General features: G+C 66.7%; 13 protein-coding genes. 5 read left to right on the top strand and 8 right to left on the bottom strand.

What is annotated here, in order from left to right; translation table 11 throughout:
- Both ABIB42_RS14250 and ABIB42_RS14255 read left to right on the top strand, forming a co-directional pair.
- Positions 1-414 carry a VanZ family protein gene (locus ABIB42_RS14250; RefSeq protein ID WP_219862975.1) on the top strand — a complete coding sequence of 138 codons (414 nt, stop codon included), beginning with the start codon at positions 1-3 and terminating at the stop codon, positions 412-414.
- Positions 415-572: 158 nt separating this feature from the next.
- The gene (locus ABIB42_RS14255; RefSeq protein ID WP_429248526.1) at positions 573-1,181 is read left to right on the top strand and encodes a hypothetical protein; all 609 of its coding nucleotides are present in this window, start codon (positions 573-575) and stop codon (positions 1,179-1,181) included.
- A gap of 66 nt (positions 1,182-1,247) precedes the next feature.
- Here ABIB42_RS14255 and ABIB42_RS14260 read toward each other — a convergent pair whose 3' ends face one another.
- The 6 genes from ABIB42_RS14260 to ABIB42_RS14285 all read right to left on the bottom strand — a co-directional run bounded on the left by ABIB42_RS14260 (position 1,248) and on the right by ABIB42_RS14285 (position 10,729).
- On the bottom strand, positions 1,248-3,059 hold the full coding sequence (locus ABIB42_RS14260; protein ID WP_314440341.1) for a glycoside hydrolase family 2 protein: 1,812 nt from the start codon (positions 3,057-3,059) through the stop codon (positions 1,248-1,250).
- A complete protein-coding gene (gene galK / locus ABIB42_RS14265) occupies positions 3,046-4,155 on the bottom strand; it encodes a galactokinase (protein WP_005668765.1) in 1,110 nt (369 codons plus the stop codon). The genes ABIB42_RS14260 and galK overlap by 14 nt, the downstream gene beginning before the upstream one ends.
- Positions 4,152-5,255, bottom strand: coding sequence for a M24 family metallopeptidase (locus ABIB42_RS14270; protein ID WP_429248527.1), 1,104 nt, complete (start codon positions 5,253-5,255; stop codon positions 4,152-4,154). The genes galK and ABIB42_RS14270 overlap by 4 nt, the downstream gene beginning before the upstream one ends.
- Positions 5,252-6,346: a galactose-1-phosphate uridylyltransferase gene (gene galT, locus ABIB42_RS14275; RefSeq protein ID WP_071360060.1), complete on the bottom strand. Its 1,095-nt coding sequence runs from the start codon at positions 6,344-6,346 to the stop codon at positions 5,252-5,254. Before galT ends, ABIB42_RS14270 begins: the two co-directional genes overlap by 4 nt.
- Positions 6,347-6,715: 369 nt before the next feature.
- Positions 6,716-8,968, bottom strand: coding sequence for an ATP-binding protein (locus ABIB42_RS14280; RefSeq protein WP_429248528.1), 2,253 nt, complete (start codon positions 8,966-8,968; stop codon positions 6,716-6,718).
- A 213-nt stretch (positions 8,969-9,181) separates the two neighbouring features.
- Complete coding sequence (locus tag ABIB42_RS14285; protein ID WP_429248529.1) at positions 9,182-10,729, bottom strand: dipeptidase; 1,548 nt, start codon at positions 10,727-10,729, stop codon at positions 9,182-9,184.
- A 131-nt stretch (positions 10,730-10,860) separates the two neighbouring features.
- On the opposite strand from ABIB42_RS14285, the gene ABIB42_RS14290 reads away from it, so the two are divergent.
- A complete protein-coding gene (locus tag ABIB42_RS14290) occupies positions 10,861-11,727 on the top strand; it encodes a pirin family protein (RefSeq protein ID WP_219862963.1) in 867 nt (288 codons plus the stop codon).
- 24 nt (positions 11,728-11,751) lie between these two features.
- Here ABIB42_RS14290 and ABIB42_RS14295 read toward each other — a convergent pair whose 3' ends face one another.
- Entirely contained in the window at positions 11,752-12,144 is a 393-nt protein-coding gene (locus ABIB42_RS14295) for a hypothetical protein (protein WP_071360064.1), read from the bottom strand.
- Between the two features lie 365 nt (positions 12,145-12,509).
- Between ABIB42_RS14295 and ABIB42_RS14300 the strand changes: the two genes are divergently transcribed.
- Together ABIB42_RS14300 and ABIB42_RS14305 are read left to right on the top strand one after the other, a co-directional pair.
- A complete protein-coding gene (locus tag ABIB42_RS14300) occupies positions 12,510-13,544 on the top strand; it encodes an asparaginase (RefSeq protein ID WP_429248530.1) in 1,035 nt (344 codons plus the stop codon).
- 20 nt (positions 13,545-13,564) lie between these two features.
- Positions 13,565-15,262, top strand: a complete 1,698-nt coding sequence (locus ABIB42_RS14305; protein WP_429248531.1) for a methyl-accepting chemotaxis protein — start codon at positions 13,565-13,567, stop codon at positions 15,260-15,262.
- Positions 15,263-15,289: 27 nt separating this feature from the next.
- On the opposite strand, the gene ABIB42_RS14310 is transcribed toward ABIB42_RS14305, so the two are convergent.
- Entirely contained in the window at positions 15,290-16,147 is an 858-nt protein-coding gene (locus ABIB42_RS14310) for a hypothetical protein (protein ID WP_219862959.1), read from the bottom strand.
- Between the last annotated feature and the right edge of the window lie 116 nt (positions 16,148-16,263).

Below are 16,263 nucleotides of genomic sequence, written 5' to 3' on the forward strand. Positions count from 1 at the left end.
ATGCCCGCCCTGTCGTCCCTGCTGCAGCCCCCACCCACAGTCCGCCGCGCCCTGCATGGCTTCGCCCTGCTCGGGCTGCTGGCCATCCTGGTGGCGGGCTCGATCCCCGGCGCCCGCGCCGAGGTCGGCGCCTATGCATCCGGTGTGGTTCTGCATGGCATGACCTACGCCGTCCTGGCCGCCTTGTGGTTCCTGGGCGCCACCGGCACGCCGCTGCAGCGCGCCCTGAAGGCGATGCTGGCCATCGCGCTGATGGGCGCGGTCGACGAATGGGTACAAAGTTTCTTCCCGTATCGCTCGGGCGACGTGCGCGACTGGCTGGTCGACGTCACGGCCGCCACCCTCGCCTCCACCGTGCTGGCGGTGCTGGCCAGCCTCGCGCCGCGGCCGGCGCCGGCGGCGCGTCGGCGCTGACCATCATCCTCTGTTCGGGTTCCGCAAAGAACCCTCCAGCTTGATCCAACCGGCCTCCAAAGGAAGTCAGCTGGAACGCTGCCGCACTTCCCGCCTCTTATCCTCGTGGCGCGCGGCATCGTCACATCCCCACTAAACATCCAAACGAGGAGTTGATCATGAAGCAAACACACCAGAGCGTGGCCATGGCGGGCCTGCTGGCGGTCGCGCTCGCCATTTCGGGGTGCGCCGCCATGCGTGGCGAAGCGTCCAGCGGATCGTCGTCGAGTGGCGCCAGCGGCGCCAGCGGCAGCACCGGAACCAGCGACTACGGCGCGGGCTCCAGCGGCACCTCGGGCACCTCGGGCACCTCGGGCAGCACCGGCACGACCACCGAGAGCATCCAGGACGGCGCCGGCGTCTCGGGCAGCTCCGACACGTCGGGCAGCTCGGGCAGCTCCGGCGCCAGCGGCTCCGGCACCTCCAGCATGCAGGACGACGGCAGCGGCAGCGCCTCCACCGCGGGCGCGGCCGCGGCCAGCGCGGCGCCCAACAGCACCGTGCTGGCGATCGAGGTCCTGCCGGCATCGAGCGGCATCACCGAGGGCGATTCGTCGATGGGCAGCAGCGGCGCGGCCGGAGCGACCAGCAGCGCCGGCAGCAGCCAGTCCTATCGCGTCACGGTGCGCATGGACGACGGCAGCACGCAGGTGGTCACCCACGGCGCCACGCCCGACTTCCGCAGCGGCGACCGTGTCAACGTGACGGGTGGCGCCATCCAGCGCTAGCCGGCCCGCGCCGCCGGGTGGACCGGCCGTCCGCCCGTGACAGAAGCAAACGAGGGATTGCCGGGCTCAGGGCGTGCCCGGGTCCTTGCCCTCCTCCACCTCGCGGTGAAACATCGGGATGTTGCGCGTCGCATTGCTGATGACTTCCAGCGGCAGCTTGGGCGTCCGGTCGGCGTTCAGCAAGCCATTGGCCTCCTGGAAGGTGTCGGCGAACTGGGTATAGCAGAAGCCGCTGAACATGAAGGTCTCATTCACCACCTGCAACAGGCGCCGGTACTGCTTGAGATAGCTTTCCGCCGTATGGGCGCGGCTATAGCCCCAGGTGGTCTCGTCCGGATTCGGGGTCTGCTTCGGATCGTAGGCGATGCCGCCGAATTCCGTCAGCACGATCGGCTGGCCGCGGTGCGGGAAGCCATCCAGGGTCAGGATGCGCCCGCCGGGACGCCGCTGGTCGAACAGGGTGCGCACCGGATCGGTGACGGCGTAGCGCGCCAGGATTTTCTCCGGGTCGCTGTCGTAGTCGTGGATGCCGAGGATGTCGGTGGCCGACGCCTCCCAGCCGTCGTTGCCGATCACCGGACGGGTCGAATCGAGCGTACGCGTCAGGTGGTACAGCGCTTCGACCGCGTTGCGATGGGCCTGGGTCAGGGTCAGGTTGGGCACGCCCCACGACTCGTTGAAGGCCACCCACACGATGATGCAGGGATGGCTGTAGTCGCGCTCGATCGCCTCGGTCCATTCCTTGACCATGCGCGTGATCGCGCGCGGGCTGAAGCGGTAGGCCGAGGGCATCTCTTCCCATACCAGCAGGCCCAGCTTGTCGGCCCAGTACAAAAAGCGCGGGTCTTCGATCTTCTGGTGCTTGCGCACGCCGTTGAAGCCCATCAGCTTGACCAGTTCGACGTCGCGTTTCAGGTGCTGGTCCGACGGCGCCGTCATGAACGATTCCGGCCAGTACCCCTGGTCCAGCACCAGGCGCAGCTGGTAAGGGCGGCCGTTGAGCATGAAGCGGTCGCGGTTGATCGACACCGAACGCAGCGCCGTGTACGAGCGGATGCGGTCCAGCACCACGTCGCCGCAGCGCAGGGTCACTTCGGCGTCGAGCAGGGTCGGCCGCTCCGGGCTCCACAGGATCTCGTTGCGCGAATCGTCGATGCCGGGGTCGGACAGCGCGATCTTGCGGTTCGCTTCGCCGGCCAGCAGCTTGTAGTAATCGTCCGCCAGCAGCTGGTCGCCGTGCCAGATCTTGACCTCGACAAACAGCTCCTGCTGGATGTCGCCGGTCGCGAACACTTCGCAGCCGATCTCGTAGGTCTCGAATACCGGCGTCCAGCGCAGCTTCTGGATATAGGTCGGCGCCACCTGCTCGACCCAGACGGTCTGCCAGATGCCGGTCGTGCGCGGATACCAGATCGAGTGCGCGTCGAGCAGCCAGTCCTGCTTGCCGCGCGGCTTGGCCAGGTCGGCCGGATCGTCCTCGACCCACACCGTCACCGTCTGCTTGCCGTCGGCCTGCATGGCGCAAGTGATGTCGGCCGAGAACGGCGTATGGCCGCCCTCGTGCTCGGCCACCAATTGGCCGTTGACCCACACCTTCGCGCTGTAGTCGACCGCGCCGAAGTGCAGTATCGTGCGCCCGTCGTTGGGCATGAGTTCGAAGTCGCGCTGATACCAGACCACGCGGTGGAAGCCGGTGTCCTGGATGCCGCTCATCTCGGTCTCGGGCGCGAACGGCACGGTGATCTCGTGCGTCCACTCCTTGACGTCGGACGGCATGAAGTACTTGCCCTCGTCGTCGAAGCAGAACCGCCACTTGCCGTTCAGGTTCTGCCACTGGTCGCGCACCAGCTGTGGACGGGGATATTCAAACTGGTTCATCGTGGTCCTTTCTGTCAGTCGGCACCGGCACCAGGATCCGGCCTTGGCGTCCATCTTGGTTATAGGCCGCCAGCGCGCTGGCGGCGGCTTGCTGCGCCTGGCCCTTGCGGCACAGCGCCACGCAGGCGCCGCCGAAGCCGGCGCCGGTCAGGCGCGCGCCCAGCACGCCGGGGGCGGCGCGCAGGGCCTCGCACAGCGCGTCGAGTTCCGGGATCGAGACCTCGTAGTCGTCGCGCAGGCTGAAATGCGATGCATTCATCAATTCGCCGAAGCGCTCGGCGCTCACGCCTTGCGCCGCTTCGAGCACGCGCAGGTTTTCCTGCACCACGTGGCGCGCCCGCTCGCGCAGCGGCGGCGGCAGGCTCTCCACCGAGGCCGGGTCGGCGACGTCGCGCAGCGCCTGCACGCCGAGCTTTTTCGCGCCCTCCTCGCATTCGGCGCGGCGCTCGTTGTACTTGCTGGCGGCGAGCTTGCGCGCCACGCCCGAGTCGACCACGATCAGCTCGGTGTCTGGCGGCAGCGGCACCAGGCGATGCTCCAGCGTGCGGGCGTCGATGAACAGCATATTGCTCTCGTCGGCCAGGCTGGACGCCATCTGGTCCATGATCCCGCAATTCACGCGCGCATACTCGATCTCGGCGCGCTGGGCGATGCGCGCCAGCTTGACGTCGTCCAGCGCATCGGGTCCTATTTCCAGCAGCGCGCGCATGGCGCGCAGCATCGCCACCTCGAGCGCGGCCGAGGACGACAGGCCCGAGCCGACCGGCAGGTCGGTCTCGACATACACGCGCAGCGGCGGCACCTCGATTCCTTCCGCCTGCACCAGCCGGATGCAGCCTTCGATATAGCTGCCGAAGCCCTGCGGCGCGCTGCCGTCGCGGGCGAAGGTCACGGTCGCATCGAGGTTCGGCGAATAGAAGTGGAAATGGTCGTCGCCGCTGCGGCTCAGTGCCACCATGGTGCGCTGGGGCGTCGCCACCGGCAGCATGAAGCCGTCGTTGTAGTCGGTGTGCTCGCCCAGCAGGTTGACCCGGCCCGGGGCCGAGGCGTTCACTTCGGGCGCGCCGCCAAAGAAGGTGTCGGGGTTCAAGGTCATGCCTGCGCCTCCAGCCAGAGCGGCCGCTTGCGGCCATGGACGTCCAGCGCCGGCCAGCCCGGATCGCACGTCAGGTTCTCGAGCCCCTGCGGGCCGAGCAGGAAGGTGTCTTCGATCTTCATGCCGCCGAAGCTGGGGTTGAAGGCGAAGGCCATGCCTTCCTCGAGCTGGGTCGCGGTGCTGGCGGTGGCCACGATCTCGCGCGCCAGGTAGCCGGTGATGCCGCCCTGGTGGTGCTCGCGGATCGCGCCTTCGACGTCGGCATGGTGGTAGGCCTGGGCCAGCGCATGATAGACGCTCGACAGCGATTTACCCGGCGCCACGGCGGCCAGGCCGGTGGCCTCGACATCCATCAGCGCGCGCTGCGCCTCGGGCGCCGAGCCGGCGCCGCCGAAGCTCACGAAGCGGGTCAGGTTCGCATACAGGCCGTGGCGGCGCGCGCAGAACACCAGCATGGCGCGCTCGCCGAGCAGCTCGTGCGACGGCGTCGCGTGGCGGTACAGGGGCAGGCGCCGCGCGCCGGCCGCCAGCACCAGGGCCGGATGGATGCCGCGCCGCCACAGCGCCTCGGCGCCGGCGCCGGCCAGCTGCTGCTCGGTCCAGTCGGGCCTGGCCCGGTGCAGCACTTCCGTCATCGCCTCGGCGGCCTCGCGGCCCAGCAGGCGGTAGCGCGCCTGTTCGGCGTCGCCCAGCACCAGCTTGCGTTGGCGCAGCGCCAGCGGCAAGGGAAGTTCCTCGCCCACGGGACGGTCGGACAGGACGGCGCGGCCCTGGGCCGCATTGGCGACGAAGCGCTCGCGCAGCTCCGGCTCGGCCCACGGTTCGATGTGGAAGGTGAAGCCGCCCGGGACTTCCTCGGCGCGCAGACGCTCGCCCTCGATCTCGTCGGTCAGCACGCAGGCGTCGTCCTGCGTGACGAGCACTTCGGCGACGCCGACGCCGGTGGTCAGCAGCACCGCGCTCGAGCCGCCGGCCGTGACCCAGGCGAACCAGTCGGTGCCGCGCAGGCGCACCGCGCCGGCCCCTTCCTGGACCAGTGTCGCGCGCAGCAGCGCCAGTTTGTCGGCCACCTCCGTGGCCCGCATATCCAGCCCCGTCATGCGGCGTCCTCCAGGCTGACTTCGACCTGCTGCAATTCATAGGCCGTGGTTTCGGGCAGCACGTCCATCGCGAACATGCCGGCCGCCAGCTCGGTGCCGGCCAGGTATTTCAGGCGGTCGCGCGTGCGGTAAGGCGGATAGAACTGGGCGTGCAGCTGGGTTTCCGGGTGCTCGGCGCCGTCGGTCGGAGCCTGGTACCAGGCCATCAGGTAGGGGAAAGGCCGGTTCCACAGGGTCTCGTACTTGAGCAGCACGGTCTTGAGCGCGCGCGCCAGTCCTTCGCGCTGCGGCGGCGTGAGCGCGGCGAAATCCTTGCACGGCGCGGTCGGCATCACCCACACTTCGTAGGGATAGCGCGCGCAGGCCGGCACGAAGGCGATCGCGTACTCGTCCTGGTACAGCACGCGCCGGCCGTCGGCGGCCTCGTCGCGCGCCATGTCGCACAGCAGGCTGGCGCCGTGCTGCAGATAGTATTCGCGCTCCTGCGCCAGCATGCGCGCCGGCACCGCCGGCACGAAGGGATAGGCATAGATCTGGCCGTGCGGATGGTGCAGGGTCACGCCGACCTCGGCGCCGCGGTTCTCGAACGGCAGCACGTAATGGATGTGCTGGTGACTGCCGATGCGGGTGGTGCGATCGCCCCAGACCTGCAGCAAGAGCTCGATGCGCGACAGCGGCAGGTGGGCCAGCGCCGCATGCGGATCCTGCGTGAACACCACCACCTCGCAATGGCCGTTGGCAGGCGCGGTCGGCACCGTCGCCAATGGCGGATCGTGCGACTCGAGCGCCAGCGAAGGAAAGCGGTTGTCGAACACGGCGATCTCGTAGTCGCCGGCCGGCATCTCGGTGGGATGCTCCTGGTCCACGGTCGGCGCCAGCGGATTGTATTGCGGCGGCGGCTGGTAGGTGCGGTTCTGGCGGAAGGCGGCGTAGGTCACCCATTCGCCGCGCAGCGAATGCCAGCGCAGGTGTGGATTCGCATGCTGCGGATCCGGGAACGGACTGGGCGCGACGATGCCGTCAGGGATCGGCCCATTGCTGTACAGGGTGAGGTGACGTCCGTCCGGTTTCTTGAGTTCTTTACTATGCATGGCAACAGTTCAGGTTCGATCAAGCGTTCGATCAAGCATTGGTCGGTCCGGGCGCAAGCGCGCACGCCGGATACCAATGCATCGGCGCGCTCGCGGCACGAGAAACCGATCCTAACATGCTGTTTTCGCCACACTTTCAGAGGCGTACAAACTCATTTTCCGGGCGACAATACCGCTCTGTCACAGGGGCGAGACAGCGCTCAGTCTAAGACGTGGATTCATAAGGGACAGTGCATGAGCTGGCTCTCCTTCACCAAGATATTGTAGGCGCATACTTACATCGCAAATAGAAGTAATTACACCAAACGCCAAGAAAAACGCTGACACGCACAGCAGGTGCAATGTCAGCGCATATTGCTACCAGGCAGTTTATTCCTGACGCAGAGGAAGCGTGAAATAGAAGGTCGATCCGACGCCGACGGCGCTGTCGACCCAGAGGCGACCGCCTTCCTGTTCGACGATCCCCTTGACGATCGACAGGCCCAGGCCGGCGCCCTTTTCCGAGCCGACGCGCCCCTGCGTGAAGCGATCGAAAATGCGCGGCAACAGCGCTGGCGCGATGCCGATGCCCGTGTCCGCGACCGAGACGACGACCTCGCCGTCGCTGCGGCGCGCGACCACGGTGATGCGGCCTCCAGCCGGCGTGAACTTGAGCGCATTGCTGATCAGGTTACCCAGCACCTGCTCGACGCGCGTCCGCTTGCAGGCAATCATGAGCTTGCCGGGCTCGACCGCAGCGGAGACGCCGACCTCGGCTTTTCTCGCCAGCGGCAGCGCCAGGTCGATCGCTTCGCGGATCAGCGCATTCACGTTTTCCAGCTGAAGGCCGGGCGCCAGGGCGGCGTGCTCCTTCTTGGCGAAATCCAGGACCGACGTCACCAGCCGCTCGATCGAGTCGGTCGCACGCAGGCCACGCGCGACCAGTTGCGCCAGCATGGCCGGCGTGAGCGCCTGGTCCATCTGCATCACCTGCAAGGTCATCTTCAGCACGCTCAGCGGGTTGCGGATGTCGTGCGACACCATGTGGACCAAGCTTTCCTTCTCGAGGCTGGCGCGCTCGGCAAGCTCCCTGGCGGCCTGCTCCTGCCGGAAGGCGCGCCGCAGGCCATAGGCAAGCACGCTGACCCGGAAGTCCAGCACCGCCTCGACCTCGGCACGTTTCCATGGCGTGGCCACGCCATCGACCACCTGCTTCCACGAATCGAAGGAAAAACGCGGATGCAGCCGGGCGACGCCGTCCTCGACCTGCACCCGTTTATCGGGCGCGCCGGCCCACACCACGGTCGTGATGACTTCGGGACGAAACCAGAATATGTAGTTCTGGTCGGCCTTCAGGATCGACATTGCCAGCAGGCCGCTGGCGATGTCCTTGTATTGCCGGGCTTGCGGAAAGAAATTGCCCAACTGATTGGTCGCGTAAATCTGCTCATCGGCATGCTCGGCCGACAACCACTCGACCAGCAGTTCGAGCTGCCCGACATCCGGCGTCTGCCCGATCGTGGTCCAGCTGCCGTTGTAATAGATCGCGGCGCTGCCGCCGCCGGCCAGGTCCAGCATGTCCTGGCTGCGTTTGACCAGCCCCGGGACGAGGTCGTCCTCTTCTTCGGTACGCGCGATCAGCTTCGCATGTATCCGTTTCAACTCGCCCCGGTAGCGCTGGTCTTCCATCGACTCCTTCAGCACCAGCTGCGACGACACGATCTGCGCGATCATCTTGGCGCCCAGGCGGCGGTCGGAGCCCAGCTTGTTGGGGGTCGGATGATGGCAGGCGATCAGGCCCCACAGCTTGCCGCCATCGATCAGCGGCAGCGTGAGCGTGGCGCCGACGCCCATATTGCGCAGGTACTCGACATGCAACGGGGACACGCTGCGCAGCGCCGACAGGCCAAGATCGAGGGCGTCGCCCGTGGCCGGATTCCGGTCGGGGTAAATCGGCACCGGCGCATAGCCGACATCCGGAATCATGCGCAGCCAGTTTTCGAGGAAAATCCGCCTTGCCTGCGCCGGAATGTCCGATGCCGGGAAATGATGGTGCAGGTACGATTGCGCCTGTTCGGACCTGGCTTCGGCGACGACGTCGCCATGCCAGTCCTCGGTGAAGCGGTAGATCATCACGCGGTCGAAGCCGGTGATCATCCTTACCTGCTCGGCGGTGCGCTGGCACAGGTCAAGCAGGCTGCTCGCGGCGAACACCACGTGAACGGCGCTGCGGATCGAACGTTGCAGCGAGGTGGACAGCGCCTCCTGCGGCGCCAGGGCCTCGCACTCGAGGATCAGCACGCCATGCCGCAGGTGGGCCGTCAGCTCCCATTCCCGCTCGCATTGCGTGGCCAGATCGAGAATGGGAATGACCAGGGGCGCCGCTTCGACCAGATCGTCGGCGCTGATATACGCCCGCAACGAGGCCAGCGCGGTGGCCGACAGATGCTCGGCCAGCGAACGGTTGACCAGCGCAGCGGCATTGACGCCGAAGACCTCGGCGCAGTTGACGCTGGCGTTGGTGATCTTCAGTGAAGGAATGTCGATACTGACCAGGATGCCGAACGGCTGGATCGCGCCCGGGATGTGGATCGGTTCGTTCTCGCACTGGACCAGGGTCGCTTGCGAAATCGTCTGGCTCATGTGTATCAGATACTCGGGATGTTCCGGGATGTTGAGAAAACCCGCTTCCACTCGATACTAAAGCCAAACGATTAAATACGCGGAGTCGAAAGTCGGGCACGACTTCACATTCTATCCCCGGCATTCAACCAAATTTTCACTTGCCAATAATTTAGACGATCGGCAATTTTTTCAAGTCGCAAGAGCAAGTCGTAACCATTGACTTCGATGCGCTTACCTGGCCAGATCGACCAGGACGGCCGTGTACATCTGCAGGTTCAGCAACAGCTGCCTGGTGGTGATGAATTCGTGTTCCGAGTGACCGGTGTACTTCTGGCCCGGCATCGATGGACCGAAGCTGACCGCGTTCGGGAACAGGCGCGAATTGGTGCCGCCGCCGATCGCCACCGGTTTGGCGTCCTTCATGCCGGTGAAATAGGAGAACGTCGACAGCAGGGTCGGCACCTGCGGCGCATTCTCGAGAATCCAGGGGTCGCGCACGCCGACCCTGACGTTCGCCAGCGGCAGGCGGCGCGCCTGCCACTCGGCCAGGGCGGCGTCGATCTCGGACGTCAGCTGCTCGGTCGTCTTGCCGCGCGGCCGGCGCACATTGATCGCGACCTCGATGCCTTCGTCCAGCTGGCGGATCACGGTCGGCTTGAAGGTCATCGGGCCCATGAAGCTGTCGCGGTAGGCGATCTTGCCGAACTTCTCGCCGTGATAACCGGTGCCGACCAGGTCGTTCAGGTAGTTCACCACGCCGCCGGCCACCGTGTTCGGCCAGTCGCGCACCGCCAGCGCGTCGGCCAGCATGCTGACCGCGTTCACGCCTTCCTGCGGCTTGGACGAGTGGGCCGACACGCCTTTCGCGACCACCTTCAGGTTCGCGCCCTGGCGCTCGAAGGTGTAGCGCATGTCGTCCTGCGCCGCGGCGCGCGCGCGGATCTGCCGCTCGATCTCCGGCGTGGCATTGGCCACCAGCGCCTCGGCGTCTTCGGGAATCTGGGTATTGAAGGAGCCGCCCCTGAATTCGGCGATATGGGCGTCGCCGGCCGCAGGGAGCGCGGCGCCCGCCTTCGGGATCGTCACGGCCACGGTGCCGCCGCCCTTCTCCGCCGTCACCACCGGATACTCGGCGTCGAGCGTGATGCTCATTTGCGGCGGCACGTGGGTCTTGAGGAATTCGGTCAAGGGTCCCCAGTCCGACTCCTCGCCCATGTACACGTAGAGTTCAATGCGCTTGTTCAAGGGGATCTGGCGGTCGCGGATCGTCTTCATCGCATACAGCGCGGTGGCGATCGGTCCCTTGTCGTCCTCGGCGCCGCGCGCGATCAGCTTGCCCGGCTCGCTGGTGCGGTCCAGCACGAAGGGCGACTTCTTCCATTTGCCCGGGTCGACCGGCTGCACGTCGCCATGGGTCACGATGCCGACCCGCTCGCTGCCCTTGCCGAGACCGACGATGACGGTCCAGCCATGGTCCTCGTAATCGAGGCCGAGGCGCTCGGCCTCCTCTTTCAACGCGGCCTTGAACGCGATATGGACCGGGTTCCGGTCGGACGGGTAGCGCGCATCGACCACCGTATTGAAGCTGACCAGCCTGGCCAGGGTATCGACCACGTCGTTGCGGTAGGTCTGGACCGCATACTTGGCGGCGCTGACGGCGGCGTCGCTCGGCGCCGTCGCCGGCGCGGAAGATGCGGCAGGCGCTGCTGTTGCAGTGGCGGCGCCGGTGGCGGCGGTCCACGCCAGCACCAGGCTGGCAATCAAGGCTTTCTTGTACATACAACTCCGGGAAACGGCGCAGGAATACGGCGCGGGATTGCAAATGCGCAAGGAGTCTAGCACAGGCATGTGTGCACCCGATCCGCGTTTTCCGCGTATCGTTAGGCGCTTCGCACCAAGAGAAAACGCCCATGACCGACAAGACCATCCGCCGCCTGCACCCCGCCCTGCGCGACGACATCGGCGACCTGCTGACACAGCGCCCCGTGCCCTCGCACCAGCTCGAGCAGATCGACCCGTTCCTGTTCCTGAACCATCACGGCCCGCAGGTCTACGGACCGCACAACCGCGGCCTGCCGTTCGGACCGCATCCGCACCGTGGCTTCGAGACCGTCACCTTCATCGTCGACGGCATGCTGGCGCATCGCGACAGCGCCGGCCACGAGAGCGTGATCCACGCCGGCGGCATCCAGTGGATGACGGCCGGCAGCGGCATCGTGCACGCCGAGGTCTCGCCGCGCGATTTTCTGGAACACGGCGGCCCGCTCGAGATCCTGCAGCTGTGGGTGAATCTGCCGTCGCGCCTGAAGATGAGCGCGCCCGCCTATACCGGCCTGCAGCGCGACCAGATCCCCGCCCTGCCGCTCGATGGCGGCAAGGTGACGCTGCACCTGATCGCCGGCGAATGGGAGACGAGCACGGGACCGGTGCGGTCATTGACCGGCGTGTTCATGAGCACGGTCGCGATGCAGGCCGGAGGACGCTTGAAGGTCGCCGGCCTGCAGGGACGCAACGTGCTGCTGTACGTGGTGCGTGGACGTATCGGCGTGGGCGACCCCGGCGATCTCGTCGACGCTTACCAACTCGTGGAACTGGACGACGACGGCGACGCCCTGCACATCCGGGCCGAGGCCGATTCGCTGCTGCTGTTCGGCCATGCCGAACCGATCCGCGAACCGGTGGTGGCGCACGGTCCCTTCGTCATGACCACCCGCGAAGAGATCGTGCAGGCGATCGCCGACTACCAGGCCGGGCGCTTCGGTTCGACGCAGGCTTGAGACCACCCGAGGTTCGCGCCGGGTTCAGCGCTGGGTCGACGCCACGGCGCGCCTGTCGCCCTCGCGCACGAAGACGGTTTCCGGAATCCGGTCGCCCTGGAAGCGCAGGCTCAGCTCCCTGTCCACGGCGACAAAGCGCTTGCTGCCGACGTGGACCAGTTCGACCGGCCCGTCGCCCAGGTCGGCATACAGGGCGCGCTGACTGCCATTGAGCTTGCCGCTCACCTGCAGCACGCGGCCGTCCTCGAGCGCATATTCACCCTGCACACGGTCATACATGAACGGCGCCATCCTTACCTGCTTGACGTTGGGGGCGCGGACTTTGACCACTTCGTTGTCGGTCGTTTGCGGCGCCGCGCCGCTGGAGAACGAAACGGCGGCGACGGCGGCGAACAGGGCGATGTGCTTGATGCGCATGATGTTTTTCCTTTCAGGTCGAATGCGAGAGAAGAACCTGTGCGGCAAGCGTTCGGTCGCTCGTGAAGAGGCCGCATGGTCCACGTGTTTCGTCGTCGCCAGGGCTGCTGTTTTTGTCTGGCGATGAAGCCAGTCTAGCCAGACTTCGCGAACGCTCAAGCGGCAGTGGGATGAAGCGCCGAAACGCGCGATGAAACGCTGAAAACGTGAGGTGAATGGGAGGTGCATATGGGCCCCGTTCGGACACGTCTGCACCCCATCTGCATGCCTGTTTCCTGCTGCGGCGCAGGCGCTGTCAAGCGTGTGTCTGCATTGGGTGCAGATGCCGTACATTAGCGCCATCGACAACGAAACAGACCCAACCCATGCAAGCGATTCCCCTCGTCGCGACCACGCGCGGCTATCCCGACTCCGGCAATGTGATCGAAAACGTCCACTGGGGTTCGGTCGCCGTGGTCGACACCCGCGGCCGGCTGTTGTGGTCGGCGGGCGACCCGGACTATCCGACCTTCACCCGCTCCGCCCTGAAACCCTTCCAGGCCCTGCCCTTTATCCTGTCCGACGGTCCGGCGCGCTTCGGCCTCACGCAGGACGAAGTAGCGCTGCTGTGCGCCAGCCATTCGGGCGAGGACATCCACCTCGAGGGCGTGCGCGCCATCCTGGACAAGATCGGCCTCGAACCCGGCCATCTCGAATGCGGCTGCGCGCAGCCGCTGCACTACGAGTTCACCGGAACGAAGCCGCCGCAGGATGCGCAGTGGACGCCGTTGCACCACAACTGTTCCGGCAAGCACAGCGGCTTCCTGGCCTGGTGCAGGCTGCACGACGTGCCGACCGCCAACTACGTCGAGCGCGGCCACCCGCTGCAGCAGGCGATCCACGCCACGCTGGCCGACACGGCCGGGGTGCCGGCGGACGCCATGCCGACCGGGATCGACGGTTGCTCGGCGCCGAACTATGCGCTGCCGCTGTCGCGTCTGGCGCACCTGTATGCGCGCCTGGCGCATGGCCCCAACGATCCGCAGCTGGGCAGCGCGATGGGCATCCTGTACGACGCCATGACGGCGCGGCCCGACATGGTCTCGGGCTTGGCGCGCACCGACCTGCACTGGATGACGGCCGGCGGCGGCGACTGGGTGGCCAAGATCGGCGCCGACGCGGTACAGGCGATCGGCGTGCGCTCGGCCGGGATCGGCATCGCGATCAAGATTGCGGACGGCAACAGCCGCGCGCTGCATCCGGCCGTGTACGCCGTGCTCGACCAGCTCGGCCTGCTCGACGCCGGGCGCAAGGCCGCGCTCGAGCTCTACCGCCAGCCCGCCATCAAGAATGCGCGCGGCGCGGTGGCGGGCGACATCCGTCCCATCTTCACGCTGGAGGGGCGGCCGGTGAAAGGGTGACTTCACCGAAATAACAGGCGATGCGCCCATACAACAGCCAGCACATCGGGAGATTTCATTTTAGGTTTAAACAGGTGATACTTTCCTGGCGGAATTTTCCGTTTCTACGGGTTACTGACATCGTGTTAAAAAATCTACGCATCGGCTCGCGCCTGACGCTCGCGTTCGCCACGATCCTCGTTCTCTCCCTGGCCGGCACCGCGTTCGCGCTGTACACCACGCGCAGCAGTGCCGAAGCCACCCACCAGATGATGCAGAAGCCCCTGACCAAGGAACGCCTGGTCTCGGACTGGTATGTCATGACGTATTCGGCGATTGCCCGCACCTCGCTGATCGCGCGCAGCACCGACAGCACCTTGTCGACCGTGTTCGCCAAGCCGATCAAGGACAGCGTCGCCGACACCACCGCGATCCTCAAGAAGGTCGAAGTCCTGCTCGACTCGCCCGAAGAAAAACAGACGCTGCAAGAAATCCTGGGCCTGCGCAAGCAATACCAGGCGGCCAAGGAAGTGGTGATGAACGCCCGCACCGCGGGCGACGCGGCCGGCGCCGAGCAGGCCTATGAGACGGTCTTTTCCCCGGCCGCTGCGGCCTATGGCGCGCGGGTGCTGAGCCTGCTGCAGATCCAGCGCAAGTCGATCGACCAGATCGCGCTCGACATCGAGGTCGCGAACGAGCGCAGCACGCGCCTGGTGATCCTGCTGACCGTGCTGGCCACGGCGCTCGGCTCGGTCGCCGCCGTCATGATCACGCGCAGCATCACCCGGCCGCTCGACACCGCGGTGGACGTGGCCAGGACGGTGGCGGCGGGCAACCTCGGCAATACCTTCGCCACCTACCCGAAGGACGAAGTGGGCGACCTGATGCGGGCCCTGGAAACCATGAACGGCGCCCTGGCCCGGGTCGTGGCCGAAGTCCAGCAAGGCACCACCGCCATCTCCACCGCGTCGAGCGAGATCGCGGCCGGCAACCTCGACCTGTCGAGCCGCACCGAGCAGCAGGCCAGCTCGCTCGAAGAGACGGCGGCCTCGATGGAAGAACTGACGGCGACCGTGCGCCAGAACGCCGACAATGCGGTGCAGGCCAACGGCCTGGCGCAGGCGGCGTCCGAGGTGGCGGCGCGCGGCGGCGCCATCGTCGGCCAGGTGGTCGACACCATGGGCTCGATCGACGCCTCGGCGCGCAAGATCGTCGACATCATCGGCGTGATCGACGGCATCGCCTTCCAGACCAATATCTTGGCCCTGAATGCGGCGGTGGAAGCGGCGCGCGCCGGCGAACAGGGCCGCGGCTTCGCCGTGGTGGCGAGCGAGGTGCGCAACCTGGCGCAGCGCTCGGCCAGCGCGGCCAGGGAGATCAAGGGCCTGATCGGCGACTCGATGACCCAGGTGAATGCCGGCACCGCCCTGGTGCAGCAGGCCGGCACCACCATGCACGACGTGGTGAGCAGCGTGGCGCGCGTGACCGACATGATGTCCGAGATCACCTCGGCCACCCAGGAACAGCGCACCGGCATCCACCAGGTGAACGAGGCGATCACGCAGATGGACCAGGTGACGCAGCAGAACGCGGCGCTGGTGGAACAGGCCGCGGCGGCCGCGGCCAGCATGCAGGAACAGGCGGCGCGCCTGGCCGAGGTGGCGGCCGGCTTCAGGCTGGGCGATGCGGATGCCCGGCCGCGCCTGGCGCTGCGCAAGAGTCCGGCGCTGGCGATTTAAGCAAGGCCGGCGGCGGCCGGCCGAAATTCAGGCCGCCAGCCGGCGCAGCATGGCGGCGATCGCGTCCAGCACCGCGGCGTCTTCCCAATAGCTCTCGTGCGACAGCGGATTCCAGCTGCGCGCCAGCAGGCTGCCAATGCCGCCGCTGGCATTGATCGCGCGGTCCTCGACCAGCGCCCGGTAACCGCCCGATAGCGGCTGCAGCGGCCAGCCCAGCACGTCGTCCGGATCATAGAAATTGATCCATTTGAACAGCGAAGTGGGCGGCGCGATCGGGATGATGTCCATCTCCTTGTGCGCGGCGACGAAGATCGGGATGTTGCAGCCGGTGGTGACCAGGCCGGCGCAGGTGCCGCCGCCCAGGAACACGCGCTCGCTCGCGGTCAATGGCCGGCCCAGCGCGCTGGAGGCCCAGGCGTCGATATTGCGCCAGACGCCGGCGCCGACCGGCCGCCCGGCGGCCGCCTTCTGGGCGTCGTACAGATAGCTCGACAGCACCTGGCCGCCCAGCGACTGGGCCACGAACACCACCGGCATGTCGGGACGCACCGCATGGGCCGACAACAAGGCGCCTGCGATTTCGCCCTGGGCCAGCTCATAGACCGAGCCGGGGATTTCCTTGCGGTTTTCCAGTCCGGCGGCGTCACCCAGCCCGTACAGCACGAACCGACGCAAGGCGTCGTAGCGCACCTTGCCGCCGGCGGCGGTGCGCTCCCAGACCTGGCGCTGGTTCTCGTGCAGGATGCCCTGATAATAGACCGAGCGCATCGTCACCTGGCCCGCCAGCCCGCCCAGGCGGCTGCGCAGCTGCGCCATCAGGCCGTCCGCATACGCGGGCAGCGTCTCTCCCATGCCGTGCACGGCGATCAATGCAACTTGCGACATGAAAACCTCCGCTCGATCTGGCGCAAAGTGCGTCGTTATCGCTAGCGTATCAGTTCATGCGCACTGACGCATCTCAATGCATTGAGCAGGACATGGTTATATAGGCCAGGCCCGTG

Origin of the sequence: Massilia sp. UYP32 (genome assembly GCF_050434365.1) — a bacterium.
GTDB classification, from domain to species: domain Bacteria; phylum Pseudomonadota; class Gammaproteobacteria; order Burkholderiales; family Burkholderiaceae_D; genus Telluria; species Telluria timonae.

What these genes read in the sequence shown, in the direction of transcription:
- ABIB42_RS14270 (WP_429248527.1), bottom strand. Translation starts at nt 5,255, where the DNA reads ATGACGGGGCTGGATATGCGGGCCACGGAGGTGGCCGACAAACTGGCG.
- ABIB42_RS14280 (WP_429248528.1), bottom strand. Translation starts at nt 8,968, where the DNA reads ATGAGCCAGACGATTTCGCAAGCGACCCTGGTCCAGTGCGAGAACGAA.
- ABIB42_RS14250 (WP_219862975.1), top strand. Translation starts at nt 1, where the DNA reads ATGCCCGCCCTGTCGTCCCTGCTGCAGCCCCCACCCACAGTCCGCCGC.
- ABIB42_RS14295 (WP_071360064.1), bottom strand. Translation starts at nt 12,144, where the DNA reads ATGCGCATCAAGCACATCGCCCTGTTCGCCGCCGTCGCCGCCGTTTCG.
- ABIB42_RS14300 (WP_429248530.1), top strand. Translation starts at nt 12,510, where the DNA reads ATGCAAGCGATTCCCCTCGTCGCGACCACGCGCGGCTATCCCGACTCC.
- ABIB42_RS14310 (WP_219862959.1), bottom strand. Translation starts at nt 16,147, where the DNA reads ATGTCGCAAGTTGCATTGATCGCCGTGCACGGCATGGGAGAGACGCTG.
- galK (WP_005668765.1), bottom strand. Translation starts at nt 4,155, where the DNA reads ATGACCTTGAACCCCGACACCTTCTTTGGCGGCGCGCCCGAAGTGAAC.
- ABIB42_RS14260 (WP_314440341.1), bottom strand. Translation starts at nt 3,059, where the DNA reads ATGAACCAGTTTGAATATCCCCGTCCACAGCTGGTGCGCGACCAGTGG.
- ABIB42_RS14305 (WP_429248531.1), top strand. Translation starts at nt 13,565, where the DNA reads ATGCGCCCATACAACAGCCAGCACATCGGGAGATTTCATTTTAGGTTT.
- ABIB42_RS14290 (WP_219862963.1), top strand. Translation starts at nt 10,861, where the DNA reads ATGACCGACAAGACCATCCGCCGCCTGCACCCCGCCCTGCGCGACGAC.
- ABIB42_RS14285 (WP_429248529.1), bottom strand. Translation starts at nt 10,729, where the DNA reads ATGTACAAGAAAGCCTTGATTGCCAGCCTGGTGCTGGCGTGGACCGCC.
- ABIB42_RS14255 (WP_429248526.1), top strand. Translation starts at nt 573, where the DNA reads ATGAAGCAAACACACCAGAGCGTGGCCATGGCGGGCCTGCTGGCGGTC.
- galT (WP_071360060.1), bottom strand. Translation starts at nt 6,346, where the DNA reads ATGCATAGTAAAGAACTCAAGAAACCGGACGGACGTCACCTCACCCTG.